This window comes from Nostoc sp. DedQUE12b (assembly GCF_034530835.1).
In the GTDB taxonomy this organism is placed as follows: domain Bacteria; phylum Cyanobacteriota; class Cyanobacteriia; order Cyanobacteriales; family Nostocaceae; genus Nostoc.
Genome location: NZ_JAVRCI010000131.1, coordinates 1 through 13,500, shown reverse-complemented (window position 1 = coordinate 13,500; position 13,500 = coordinate 1). Strand labels below are relative to the sequence as shown.

The following is a 13,500-nucleotide window of genomic DNA, read 5'->3' as shown; positions in this document are numbered from 1 at the left end:
AGCTATCTGTCTCGCCCATCACTGCTTCTTAAATATTAGACCTGAATCCTTACAATAAAAGTTCTTCTGGATTTTACCGTATTCCCATTAAAATTCTAGTTATTGCTTGTGACAATCAATATAATTAACCACAAATAAACATAAATTCTCATAGAAGCGCACAGATGTACGCCCCTAAGCAAGCCTATATTTAATTCAAATGAGAATCGCTACAGCAGGCAGGCTTCATGGAAGATGAGTGGTTTGTACCTCTTCTAAGGATGGTGGAGATTTAGAAGAACTAGCGCTACTTTCTGGTGCTGAAAGTTCATCATTTCCAACTCCATCCCATGAATAATTGCAGATTTTAGTGCGAAGTAATGTACCAAATGTCAGGTTAATTACTACAGCGAAAGAATCGATAAAAATTAGATTCAAAAAGCGATCAATCATTAGACCCCCTTGAGCTAAATTGAGCATCAAGTGATAGTTGCTTTCTTACTACACATGCCACAATGTCTTTTCCAGAAATGTGTTCGGCTAAATACTAAACCTCTTGTAAAAATATATTTTTGCCCTCTTAGGGAAAAGGGTAAAGGTTAAAGGGAAAGGATTTTGAGTTTCTTTACCCTTTTCCCCTTCACCTTTACCCCGACTTTCGCAAGAAGTTTACTGATCATTTAGACCGCAGTTCTTGCTGGAGCAGGGAGAAAGAGGCTTTTGCGATTTGTGTACAGATTAATCTAAAAATAATTTGGGAGAATTTATTTTTTAGAAGTCTGTTAAGGGATTGACGGCTGTTGCAAATTAAGCTCTTGGAATGCTTCAGAAGACTCTTGCAATTGCAAGCTACCAGCAGATTTACCGTTGATTTGTAGAGTGTATTTACCCTGTGGCAAGCCTTCTAAATAATAGACTCCAGCACCGTTGGTGACAGAAAAACGCCGAGTCCCTCGATCTGGTTGTATGGCTTCTACTCGTGCGCCTGCGATCGCTTGGCCTTGAGCATCCGTGACTACCCCCGATCGCGTGTAAGAACGAATGAGCGGAATCATCACAGAGGTGTAACTACCAGCAATCACATCAACAGCTAAGGATTCCGCCGTAGCCTGCCAATCAGGCGGTAAACCTGCTGGATCGAGGTCGAGGCGATAAACGCCAGGAGACATCCTTACTAAAGTGCGATCGCCCTGGATTTGTGGTAAAAACGACTTCAGAGGTTTATTGTTCAAAGTCAACAATAAATCAGCGTTATCTGTATAAACTTCTTCCCCTCGATCTTTTTTGCCGTTATTGTTCCGGTCAAAAAATGGCTTAATCAAAAGTCCGCCTTGTGTACGGAAGTAATTAGAACGGCGATCGCCTGGACTAATACCCCCTTGCAAATTCAGGCTAGAAGCTAAATCTATGCTGAAAGTTGCTTCATCAGAACTCGGCGATACTCCTTGATAACGCGCCCGTAGTAGCAAACCTGGTAAAACTGTCGTTGATAATGTGGCTAGTAGTCCACTACCCTGAGAACCAATACCATAGCCCAACTGCGCTTCCCAACTATAGTTACCATCAATCGCCTGTTGTTGTGAACGATAGCGCCAACTCACACTTACCAAGCTGTCGCTACGATTTTGATTTTGTGTTTCATAATTTAACAGTAGTGCGCTGCCACCATTAGAAAAGCGGTTTTTAGAAAAGTTGTAAGTTAGTTCCGACAAAGTACTGATTTCGTTACCGCGTTGCGTTAATTCTAGTCTCCCAAGACGTTGCAACAAATTCCAGCGCAGACGGTTTTTAGTATCTAAGCTGACACGGGCAAAGGTAAAGGCATCTTTGCCACTCAAGTTAATTTGCATTCCACCAGATGTTGCATCAGCCGTGTCAGTACTGGCGAATAAGGTGAATTGAGGCAAAACTCGCCAATCTAGATTAAAACGGCTAGACAAGCGATCGCTAATAAATGCAGCACTCAAGCTAGAAGATGGATTATAGCGAATATCTGTATTCACATCCCACTTATTACCCGTCAGTGCTGAAACTGCTACCTGCAAAGGTAAGTTTCCAGGACGCCAAAATAATTCTCCTAAGGCTTTAGGCGATTCGTCGTATACTCCACCTAAGCCTACTGTCAGATTTTCCGATAAACCCCAACGCCCAGCAATTCCGCCCCGAAAGTCAGAAAAGTTGCCCAACAGACTTTGATTTCCCACAAAATCCCGTCGTAAACCACCAGAAACGATTAATGCTGAAGCACCTGCTGGTAATTGTCCTGGGACTGTAGAAAAAGTAGCTTCTTGAATTTCTGGTTGTGCGGTGAGTCGTCCTTGGGGATAAAGCAAGACGCGATAATTGTTGCCTAAAAACTGATTTTGGCTTTTAATATTTTCAAAGCGGTAAATGCCAGACGAATCAACTAAAATTTCGGCAATCACGCGATCGCCAAAACCTTGTACTAATCGCGCTAATGTACCTGGTTCAGTCTTACCAGAAATTGTGCGTCCAATAGCATCTGCTTGTAAACGTTGGCGAGGATCAGAAGAACCGCCACCGAAGGGTTGAGGTGGTACAAACCCCTGTCGTTGAATGGATGTAAAACCCCAATAGTCTCCTGTTCCTTGAGTTTGCCAAAACGTTGGCTGGGAACCCACAAAATAATCGGCTGAATTAGTTTGTCGCAGAAACTGCGCTTCGGCAATATTCCAAGTTTGTGGATTTTCTAGATTTGGTTGATCCGTGCGGATGAACCACGAACCACCGAAAGCACTACCAACAGCCAGGAAATCACCTCTATAATTTGTTGATCTGGTAGCACTACCGCTAGCATTTACCTTTTGTTCAATTGCGGCGACACTAAACTTTTGAGGTGCAATGTGTGGTAATCCTTCTAGTTGAATTGGAGTTTCCGTTTCTGCCAGTTTGCCACTAGATTGATCTAATCCTGGAACATCTAAAACTATGGCGTATTCATTGATATCAAATTTCGCGGTTACGCCAAATAGAGTTTGTAAATCTTGAATTGTAAAGACTAATCCTAATTCTGGATCGGTGCGAAGTTTTTTTGGGTCGATGCGAGTCACAACACTAGGCGATCGCACTTCTAATTGACCATCAGGTAAAGTGGTAATATTTAATTTCAACCCTTGGATTACAGCATCATAGGGTAACAGCCAATTTGCAAAATCAATTGCTTCGGAACCATCTTCTTGACCACGCACTAAAATGCTTGGATTGACATTGCGGTTCCCTACATTCAATCCTACGGGAAAAACTTTAAATTCGGAATTATTAGCTACTTGAGCAGTTGTGGCCGTTGGCTGATTTGGAATTGCAGGCGTATCTGCCTTAGCTGGGGTGATAATAATTTGACAGATAAGAGCGATCGCAGCTAGCAGACATTTGCCTGTACTAGTTAATAACCGAAGTTGCACAAATTTTTTAGTTCTAAGTCAAATCTATTATCAAAATAGAGACATTGCAATGCGATGTCTCTACAACATATCATTCCCACGCAACAGGCAAAATTATCGATATTAATGCTGTATTTTACAGCAAGACTAATTCTCTCAAATCAGGCTATAGATGCCAGATTTAATTTGAATTTATTAATTACGAATTATGAATTATTACACAATCTATTTATTTGGTAATGTAGCTGATTGTGTAGGAATAGTAATATTTAGATTGAAGGGCAACTTACTTTTTTTACTGTCTTCACCCCAAAACAACTCACCACTAAGCTGATATTGACCGGGTTTGAGGGCTGGTTGGTCTTTGCTGGGGTAATTTAATAAGAAATTGCGATCGCTATTTGCCACCACAGCATTAGTATCTACCTGCCCAGTTTTGACAACAGTTTGCCCTTGACGTAAAGTCCAATTTAAGCTAGGTAAAACAGTTGCTTGACCGTTATTGCGAACTAAAATTTGAATTTGTTTTTGCTCTAGGTTAAAGCTAGCACTATCAATCGCTAATTGTGGAGAAAGATTGCCTTTTCTGACGTAGAATGTCACGCCAATTCGTGCCACCAAAGTAACGTTATTACCAGCAGCATCTTTGGATTCACTGAGAGTTTCATTAAACACTACTGCACGATATTCCCCGTCAGGTAAATTAGGAGCCAAGCGGCTAATGAGGCGCACCCGCCGAACTTCTCCTGGTTTGACAGTCAACTCACGTGGTGAGAATTGTAGATATTTTGTCAGGTCACTGGGACTAGAGGATAAAGTTTGAAACCCTGCATCACGGCTATATGTGAAAGGTTGAGCATAGATCCGAATCCGAGAAGGAGTCTTACTGGTATTGGAAATTGTAATCATTCCTTGGGCTTGTCCGCGTTCTGCCTTGGCTTCAATCACCAGAGGAGAAACACTCATTTGTGCTTTAGCTGCAACAGGAAACAAAATTAGGGCGAATAAGCCAGCACTAACAGCAGCTAGAGAGCGCCAATTATTATTAAGCATATTTATAAATATGGCAGGATTGTCAATTTAATTCCTGATCTATAATTCCCAAAAGAAGACTTATTTTATCTCTAGGTAATCAGAAAAATATCTTGTCGCTTGAAGATTTATTCTCTAGCGACAAGATATTCAGCAATTATTTTTCTCAATCAATCTGAAGGAAAACTGGAAAAATTTTAGACTATGGCACGATAGTCAAGGTTGTCACATAGCTGTAGCTTCCAGGAACAAGAGGACTGCCTTTATCTACTATCATGTCTATATCCAAAGGCAAACCGCTACCAGAGGGTAGTAACACAGGACTACCACCCTGAGAACTCGTACTACCAAAAGGTGAGTTGATCATCCCGGCAGAGTGAATGGGTGTAAAGCCAGGGCCTCCAGTCTGCTGTGGTTTAGATATACTCACTCTGGCACCTTGGTTACAGCTAACAAAAACCTTACCAAATTGCCCTCCAGGAAATCCTGCCGCCAGTGCAGTTGCGTTAGTCGTTTGGTTGAGTACCAATTTACCAGGGATAATTTGATCGAAGTTGCAGGCACTACCAACATTTGCTGTAAAGGGAACATCAGCAGTTTGTGCCATTGTTTTGGGTGCAACAGCAACAGAACCAACAATTATCAAAGCAGCGGTTAATAAAGAACGACGAATCATTTTTAAATCCTTCTCAAATGAATTAGAGTTCAATCAAACGAAGTATCAGCAAAAAAAGCAGTTATGGTGCGATGGTTAAGGTGACAACGTAGGTATAAATTCCTGGCGTAAACCCTACTGGTCGTTCTACTAACAAATTCACCTCTAGATTGGTGTTACCTGCTGGCAAAGTTGCGCTTCCACCACCAACATCACTGCGAACATTGGTAGAACCAAATTTTAAAAAGCCAATGTGCGTTGTCCCAGATGGATCGGGACTAGGGCCAGATACAAGCCTGGGAGGAGAAACAGTAACGGTTGCAGATGTACTGTTTTGTACACCTATAGTGGCGGGAGTTTGTGATTCCAACTTTGTCGAAATTCCGCCAGAATAGCTAGAAATAGTTGGTTCAGCAGTGCCAGAGGCAGGAGAAATAAAGGTAGCTTCAGCTGGAACTGTTCCACTGAACGGAACATCTGCACTTTGAGCTAGCACAGCTTGATCTAGAACGAATGCCTGCACGCTTAATGCATTTGCCAGCACCAGGCTAGAGGTTAACGCTAGACGGTAAAGCATAAAGAAGTTAACTAATTACTCAGCGTTGTCTTATCTCAGTGCTTCTCTTAAATTAACTATTAAATGCTACATTTTCGACCGCATAAATACGCTACTTATATCTTTAGAGGCAAATTCCGTTAAGATACTTAGCCTAAGTTACGTTTATAAAATTTAGGTTTTCTGCATCTGTCGATTGATGTCATGCTTACACACACCACTTTACAGAGTGGTTCAGAACCGAGATTTAGTAGCGAAAAATGCTAGTTCTGGTGAGGTTATACCAATTCAATTAAGGATTGCAAAACATCCTTGGGTAAAGACGCGGTGAATCGCGTCTCTACAGATGGTCTATTTGCCGCATTCTTTTTTATAATTGGTATTAGTTTGATTAGGCGATCGCTTCAACTTTATCTACCCAATTTTTGAGATTGTCATCAATAGGTTTAGCTGAAGAGGCGAGAAACATCAACGAAACCCCCATGAAGACTTACAATATTCGAAACTTCGGAATACATACTTCCGACTTTACCTGATTGATAGGTAAATAAATTATGACAACCTACAATTATTAGTAGTTCTTGAGCGCGGGAAAATGCAACGTTAACCCGTTCTGGCTTTTTGGCAAATCCTACATCTCCTTTGCTATTGTTGCGAACCATACTCACAATTACAACAGGTCTTTCCATCCCTTGAAATCTGTCTACTGTACCAGTACGAATTTCTAATGAAGGGAAAAGTTCAGATTGTAGACGTTCATCAATTTTTCTTAATTGAGCGCCATAAAAGGTAATTACAGCAATTTCTTTTTTCGGTTCACCATTAGCAACTTTATAAGCCCAAGTAGTCTCGAATTGGTGACACAGACGTTCAATCGCATCAATTTCTGGAGTATTAAAGTAAGAAGTTCCATTTCGTTGCTCTAAAAATTGATTTTCTATCGGCGTTTTTACCCAAAGAAGATGCTGAGATTCTTGGATAATTTCGCCTGCTAAATGATGTGCGCGTTTTGTGTCAGGTTCCAAAATACCAGATTCTAGTTTACCGTCATAGAACTGATTGATTGCTCCCATAATAAATGGGTGCATTCGATATTGTGTAGTTAGCATTTGTTTGATGCTTTCATCAGCAGATTCAAACTGGCTTTTAAATAGTGATTCTTCTAAAAATTGTAGTTCATCTCGTGTATTACCCATTGTTTGAGCAACTTCTTCTATAGTGCTAGTCTCAAGCATGGGTGGTAATTGCCGATGATCGCCTACCATGACTAATTTTTTACCTTTCAAAGCAGGGATTAGTAATTCTGGTGGAGTACACTTACTAACCTCATCAATGATGACGACATCAAAGGATTTGAATTCTTCCGAAAAACCTCTATTTGCAGCTTGAACACAGGTGATACCGACGACGTTGGCATTATCTAGATATATGCGCCTTAAATCGTCGCGTAGGCGTAGCCCGCCGCAGGCATCGCGTTCATTTGGCTGTCTTAATTTTTCTATCCAATCTTGTACAAAACTCTGATATTTATTGAGATAACCTTCATCTTTTTTTAATTGCTGTTGCCAAAATTCAAAGCTAATATTTATACTGCGTAATAACTCTATATTAAACAAGTCATTAACAAATTTTTCTGGTTTAAATTTATCCGGTATTGTTTGCCATTCTGTTAACCACCAGCTTCTTTCTTCTATTAAACCTTCTGATGGCTGTGGTTGTAATTTTTGTTCTATTTCGCGTAGGCTAATTTGTAATTTTTGAAGCTGCTGTAGGGAAGTTTCAGTTTCTTGTTGTACCTTTGATAAATGCTCGTAGAGAGAATTTTTAATCATCTCTAACACAGCAAAGGGTTCTAATAATGAAATTAATTTTTCAAGTTGACTAATGGAAGTCTCCCAAGAATGCACTTGATTTGAAAATTCTTGTGGCTGCTCCCAAATCTTTGATTGTGTTGCGAGATATTGTTCAGTTAGAATGCGTAATTGAGCAGGAATATTTTGTTGATTAAGTTCTTGCAAAATATTTATAACTCGTCCAAGCTGCAAGTTAGCATCCTGCTGTGCTTTTTCTACCTCAGCTTGAGTAATGGATATTTGCTGTTGGCTAACTTCATTTTTTTGAAGTTCATTTAATTGCCATTGCAGATGCTGAAGCTGTTGATCGGTTTCCGTCTTAACTTTTAAAACACATTGACGTGCATTTGCAAGGATTGTATCTAGCAATTCTTGTGTAATTCGGGTGAGAGTAGAGTCGATATTATTCCATTCCCATGATGTACCATAGGTTTTTTGCATTCTAATTAAGAAAAACTGGGTATTTTCAACTAGTAATTTTCGCTGTTTTGGGTTGAGTAGCTGATAATTATTAAACTGCTGATAAGTTTGCTCCCATTGGGTGCGATCGCTCTTTGATAGCACCATTGGAATCTGACTAAAATTTTGTTGTAAAAAATAACTAAAGTTATGCTGTTTACCCTGCCTATCAGTAAAACCTCCGTCTATTTCATAAGCGATCGCTTTTGTCAATAACTCCCATTCTGGCAGGTTAATTTTGTAAATTTTTGGTACTATTGGTAATTTTAATGTATTAGCAAACATTAACAAACCTAGCGGCAAGTCTACTAAATTCTCTGTTAATGGCAAACCTGATTGCTGACATTCTTTTAAAGTTTGATAGAGAACAGAAGGTGCTGTAGATTTCCATTCCTTAACTGCTGAGATAATATAATCTATTTCGCGTTTGCGATTTTCCCATATCTGGATTGTTTGCTGTATGTTTTGCCGTTTGGCAAGATATTTCTGATAATCTGGTTGTAGCTGATTTAATGAGGCGAAATTTTGCTGGACAATCTGTACTGATGCTGCAACTTCTAAGATGGCTTTACTTGCATTTTGGGCATAAGTCAAAGCAGTTTTAAATCCAGAAATTTCTCTTGCTACAGTTTCACGCAACCAAACCGCTAAACCAAAAGCACCAAGCGCCGGACGCACAAAGCCAAGTTCATCAGTATATTTGATGGTTTGACGAACATTTGCTAAAAATTCTTCTACTAAATTGTTACCTTCTGTATATGGCTTAAGAAGCGGTAAAAAATCTGTAACTTCTGGAGCTTCCCAGTTTATATTTGGTGCAGTATTTAGTATATTGTCTAGTCCTGCAATTAGGCATTCAATGTCATTCTGTTTTTCTACTGTTTCGTTATAAAATTTCTCTTGACTTTTAAAATCTGCCTCTAATTTTAACTTATTTTTAGTGAATTTATTTTGTTGCTGATTGAATTCTTCCTCTGCTTGAAAGTAGGCTGTGAATCTTTGTGATGATGCTAGTAATTGACTGAAAGTTTGAATATTTTCCAGCCGTTGAGTAAGATTGTTTTCGCAGTCATTCGCTGTATTTTCCAGCCATCTGCCAATTACTTGGTCTTCTAAAAATGGTTGTCCTTCTTCCCCAACTTTTTCGGCTCTTCCCTTGCGTACAGCCCGAATCACTGGATTGTGAACTAATCGACTCAGGGCGTTATCTACTGCTAAATTAGCTTGAGAAGCTATTAAAGTGCGTCCACCGCGAAGGGCAATTTGATAGCAAATCTCGGCAATTACGGTAGTTTTCCCAGTACCTGGCGGCCCTTGGATAAGAACAAGATCCTTAGCGGCAAGTACCTTTTCTACTGCTGCTTTCTGTCCAGGATTTGCAGAAGATAACAACAAATCTTGTGGTTGAAGTTCAACAGTTGTTTTGATTTGTCTAGCCTGAGAAGCATCGAATAAAAAGTTACCTAAATAAGGATTCTGGGTGTAACCATTATTCAAATCATCTAAAGCTTTTTTCTTACGCTGAATCTGCTGAATATCACCAACTGCCTCAAAACATAAAAATCCTGTATCTGGCAACTTATAACGCTCTGTTGCCATGAATTCAGCTAAGTCGCGTTCTAATCTGAGACTGATAATACAACGGTTGGGGTCAACTTCTTCAACAGTTCCTAATTGACGACCGCTAATCCAATTTTTGCCGACGGGAGCAGTTTCAAAAAGCTTTAAATCTTCGTTTTTTGTGCGTCTTGCTCGTTCCCAAAAGTTTTCTACATCAAGAGAATTTTGATAAAACCCGTCAAGGGTGGCTGAAGCTACATCTATTTCAAAACTGATTCGTCTTTTGAAGTTATAGTTATGACTTACATAACGCACGCAAAACTGACGTGCTTTAGCAATTTTTTCCTCAATTTGCAAAAACGCTTTCCAAGCCTTAAGCTGATCTTCTGTAGGCACATTTTCGCCACAGACTGGCGCGGCTGCGATGCGTTTTAATGTTGCGGGTGGAATGTCGAGATGATGCTGATGATTAGGTAACAGACGCAAGCGACAAGGTATAGCATAGCTATCAGCTTGTCCCCGTGAGGGTTGTAACAATTGAGCCGAAAGTATTTTTATCCCGCCGCGTCCATCTTTTGGTACAGCCGCTCTAAATCCTAATGTTTTTCTGAGCTTCTCAAGTCTTGCAGGTAATGGAAAATCATCGGAGTCTGTTGCTATTGTCAAATCCCAAATTTCTTCTCTTGCTTCTTTCCCCGCACCTTGGCGACGCACATAAAATAGGGAGGGCTTTTTACCGACACATTCATACATTAACTCATTGGCGCGATCGCGCCGCTCCCTAAATTCGGGATATGATTTCAGCGCGGTTTCACCTTCAAGATGACGGATAAAACTATCAATTGCTGAAGCTATAAACATATAGCCCCAATCTTCAGAGTTTGTTTTACTTTTCGAGGATTTTGCTGTTAGTTTGCTTACTGCTAGACGAATGCGTTCTGCATCAGATTCTGAGATTGTACTGGTATGGCTTTTGACTACAATTTTGAGCTTTTCGCAAATTAATAATAGCTTTTTACTATCCAAATTTAATTCTTTTGCTAGTTCGTATATTCTGAGTTTGCCGTTGTTCATCCAGTACTGCCTTTGCCAACAAAATTTTCAAGGACAATTGAGGGTTTAACTTTAACGTGAGTTCGACGGGTTGAAAAAGCCAAAAAGCTTGCTATGTATAGATTTCAAAACTGAACAGACAAAAAGGCGATGCCTGCGGCGGGCTACGCCTACGCTACGATTGATGGAGAATCGGTAAAAAAGCCACAAAAAAAGACCGAGACTAAAAATATTTAACAAAAATGGGGTCTCGGCTATGTCTCCCATTGTATCTCGGCTTGACATCACACAAATTTTCTGTGATGCTAATGCTAAAGCAAAAATTGCTCATCAAATAAAGGTAACAATTCCACTCCATCTGGCCCCAATCTTAAAAATAGTCGAGTATTGCGTAGGCGTAACGCCCGATTGGGTGGAATGGATGGGATAATTTATTGTGATCGCAATAAATCAATTTACTTTTTGGGTTAGAAAATACTCCTTCGTTTTACCGTGCGATGCTTGCCCCGTTTTGCTACACCTCTTGAGGTGGTGATGCAATCGGCGTGGGAACGGTAAACTGTTTTATCACAGACACCAACCATAGCCTTAATATGTCACTGATAGAGAAGGAAAGGCTTGAACTCAACTTAATTAGAACATTCTCTGCTCAATAGCAATTGCCCATTATTTAGTCGATATAGACCAGTCGGTTCGATAATCGGATCGCCTTTTTTCCAGGGACGGGATGTAGTTTCTACACCTCTAACCTCACCAGTTGTGTAAGTCGAAACCGAAACACCAGGACGATTAATGGTCAAAGCACCAGATCCTGTAATGGTAAAAGAGTTTTCTTGTTGCTTAGTACCGCGTGAAATGCAGCTATTGGCGATGAGTGCATTGGTATCAATAACTAGACATCTTTAGAATAAAATGACCCGTTAGCGATCGCCTAATTCATATTTTCATTCAGCAATACCCAGTGATTCATACTGGGAGCGGGTTAAATATTACGCTCGGCTGGCGATTGATCGGGTGGAGTACGGTATAGAATCAGTTAAAGATTTACTCAGTACCATAACGATTGATGAGCGTTGTGGTGTGATGCTGGAGTTTGAGGGTCAATTATCTCCCCTATTTCTCCCCTATTGATCTTTAAATTCAAATCACAATAGTAGAGAACACCATCTAATACAGGCGGACACTCTCTGTCGTATTAGAACCTATCCCACTAATAATATTTGTGTGATAAAGCTTAAGCTTATCGAGAACTGACAACGAAAAATTAAGGTTTTTCAGCATATTTTACGAAAAAATGTAGGGATTTTTAGAATCATGGGATAGGTTCACAGATTTTGCCGTTTACACACACACCCTAGTGTCTGAAAACCTTACATGGCTCGCGTCTGTGATGTAAATCATCCATGTCGAAACCTAATTATTAGTTTTTCAATTTTTTGGAGGAGAGGATAATGTTGAAGTTCACCTGTTTGATGATTGTCGGGGCAGTATTGTCGATTAGTGCGCCCGCTGTGGCTGAAAGTCGTGCGGTTAATATCAGTATTGGCAGTATTGGTGGTTCCTTAGATAATGCCGCTTTGCGAACAGTTCGCCAGGTTATCGGGTCTGCTGTCGGCAATAGCACTGTCGATAAATTCATTGTATATAGCCCCAGGGTCGGATCTATTCCCATCGAAGGAGGTTTATCTGCTTGTGCTGAAGCTGGCTTCGGCATAAGCAATACAACATTTAATGCTTTTATCCAGCAGTTGCGTTCAATTAATCCCAAACCAGGAACCTTCTACAATGTAGAACTTACTGCAACCTGCAAACTGAAATAAGACGTTTGCACTCAAGCGCCGTAGGATGGGCTGAGGTAGGAAGCCCATCCATCGAGTTACACGTAAGCTTAATATGTTGCTTAACCGGAGCGCGGACTTTTGGCAAAAGAGTGTTTTTTATTATCTGTCTTCTCTCAATGCCACAGCGAAAGAACTTAATCAAGCATTGTTGGTTACTGAAGAGTTAAAAACGTTGCGTTAGCGAGAACGTTCTATCTGACACAGGTTTTTCAAGTGGTCAAAAACTTGACTAAATCACGGCACGCTTGCGTAAGAGAATTTTATTAATGAGTTTTACCAAGCGGTTTTTCATGTTCTTTTTAGATTTAGTAACTAACTTGAACCCTCATTCATATAACTCATAAAAAAAATTTTGTGAAATATATCCTGAAGCTCAAAATGCGATCGCACATACTGAACTCTTTGTTTCCAGTTGTCTTACTCGCCGCTTATGTAGGGATTGGGACAGATCCAGCCCAGGCAAACTGTCCACATTTTGGCCGTCCGCCAGAACAAGTGAACCCTGAAGTACAGCAACGTGCAAACCAACTCAAAAATGATCCCAATCAATTTTTTGGAAAAAAGATTTTAGATACGATTATAAATCGCCGCATCACCTTGACTCCAGATTTTGATCGTTTAACGGGAATCGAGAAACAACAAGTTCTCAATACTTTACAATTAGACGGTTCAACCTACGAAGTTTACGCAGCTGATGAACGGCTGGTTTCGGCGCAATATAATGGCTGTACTCGTACTTACTTGAAGACTGAGCGCGATCGCTATGGTTGGTATCTCAATCGTCCTCCGGTAACAATGCCACTGCCGATGTTACGCGATGCTTTACGTAATTGGGGGCAACCGACTTGGCGCAAAGTTAACCAGAGTATACATCCCGAAGATGAGCGCAAAGCACGCTTCAAGTTTTGGGAAACAGTTGGCTACGATAAATATAACCAAAGCTGGTGGATTGGTTGGGTACCAGAAGGTGGCTACTTTGAAGTCACAGTTCGTAATGCTGATGGTGTTACCCAACTCAAACCTTATTTAAGAACTGCGTTTCATCAATATCGCTATGTAACCTGAGTTCGGGTTAAGCATTGTGAGATAAAAGCCATTCCATCTGAAGGCT

At 40.3% G+C, this 13,500-nt stretch carries 9 protein-coding genes and 2 pseudogenes; 3 read left to right on the top strand and 8 right to left on the bottom strand.

The genetic code is table 11. The features are described from left to right. Window positions 1–225: 225 nt before the first annotated feature. The 6 genes from RMY16_RS31990 to RMY16_RS31965 all read right to left on the bottom strand — a co-directional run bounded on the left by RMY16_RS31990 (window position 226) and on the right by RMY16_RS31965 (window position 10,569). Window positions 226–432, bottom strand: a complete 207-nt coding sequence (locus RMY16_RS31990; protein ID WP_322666079.1) for a hypothetical protein — start codon at window positions 430–432, stop codon at window positions 226–228. A gap of 329 nt (window positions 433–761) precedes the next feature. Next, the gene (locus tag RMY16_RS31985) at window positions 762–3,401 is read right to left on the bottom strand and encodes a carboxypeptidase-like regulatory domain-containing protein (protein WP_322739744.1); all 2,640 of its coding nucleotides are present in this window, start codon (window positions 3,399–3,401) and stop codon (window positions 762–764) included. A 204-nt stretch (window positions 3,402–3,605) separates the two neighbouring features. Then, window positions 3,606–4,433: a P pilus assembly protein, chaperone PapD gene (locus RMY16_RS31980; protein ID WP_322739743.1), complete on the bottom strand. Its 828-nt coding sequence runs from the start codon at window positions 4,431–4,433 to the stop codon at window positions 3,606–3,608. A gap of 181 nt (window positions 4,434–4,614) precedes the next feature. After that, window positions 4,615–5,088 carry a hypothetical protein gene (locus tag RMY16_RS31975; protein ID WP_322739742.1) on the bottom strand — a complete coding sequence of 158 codons (474 nt, stop codon included), beginning with the start codon at window positions 5,086–5,088 and terminating at the stop codon, window positions 4,615–4,617. Window positions 5,089–5,149: 61 nt separating this feature from the next. Continuing rightward, window positions 5,150–5,644, bottom strand: a complete 495-nt coding sequence (locus RMY16_RS31970) for a hypothetical protein (RefSeq protein WP_322739741.1) — start codon at window positions 5,642–5,644, stop codon at window positions 5,150–5,152. Window positions 5,645–6,069: 425 nt separating this feature from the next. Then, the gene (locus RMY16_RS31965; protein WP_322739740.1) at window positions 6,070–10,569 is read right to left on the bottom strand and encodes a translation initiation factor IF-2 N-terminal domain-containing protein; all 4,500 of its coding nucleotides are present in this window, start codon (window positions 10,567–10,569) and stop codon (window positions 6,070–6,072) included. Between the two features lie 235 nt (window positions 10,570–10,804). Here RMY16_RS31965 and RMY16_RS31960 point away from each other — a divergent pair, with 235 nt between their 5' ends. Beyond that, window positions 10,805–10,978 (top strand): hypothetical protein, encoded by a 174-nt coding sequence (locus RMY16_RS31960; RefSeq protein ID WP_322739739.1) that lies wholly within the window; start codon window positions 10,805–10,807, stop codon window positions 10,976–10,978. A gap of 199 nt (window positions 10,979–11,177) precedes the next feature. On the opposite strand, the pseudogene RMY16_RS31955 reads toward RMY16_RS31960, so the two are convergent. Beyond that, a pseudogene (locus RMY16_RS31955) lies at window positions 11,178–11,438 on the bottom strand (hypothetical protein); the annotation flags it as partial. Between the two features lie 561 nt (window positions 11,439–11,999). On the opposite strand from RMY16_RS31955, the gene RMY16_RS31950 reads away from it, so the two are divergent. Further along, window positions 12,000–12,368, top strand: coding sequence for a hypothetical protein (locus RMY16_RS31950; RefSeq protein ID WP_322739738.1), 369 nt, complete (start codon window positions 12,000–12,002; stop codon window positions 12,366–12,368). A gap of 250 nt (window positions 12,369–12,618) precedes the next feature. Here RMY16_RS31950 and RMY16_RS31945 read toward each other — a convergent pair. Next, a pseudogene (locus RMY16_RS31945) lies at window positions 12,619–12,756 on the bottom strand (transposase); the annotation flags it as partial. On the opposite strand from RMY16_RS31945, the gene RMY16_RS31940 reads away from it, so the two are divergent. Further along, window positions 12,744–13,454, top strand: a complete 711-nt coding sequence (locus RMY16_RS31940) for a hypothetical protein (RefSeq protein WP_322739737.1) — start codon at window positions 12,744–12,746, stop codon at window positions 13,452–13,454. The pseudogene RMY16_RS31945 and the gene RMY16_RS31940 sit on opposite strands and share 13 nt — an antisense overlap. The last annotated feature ends 46 nt before the right edge of the window (window positions 13,455–13,500 follow it).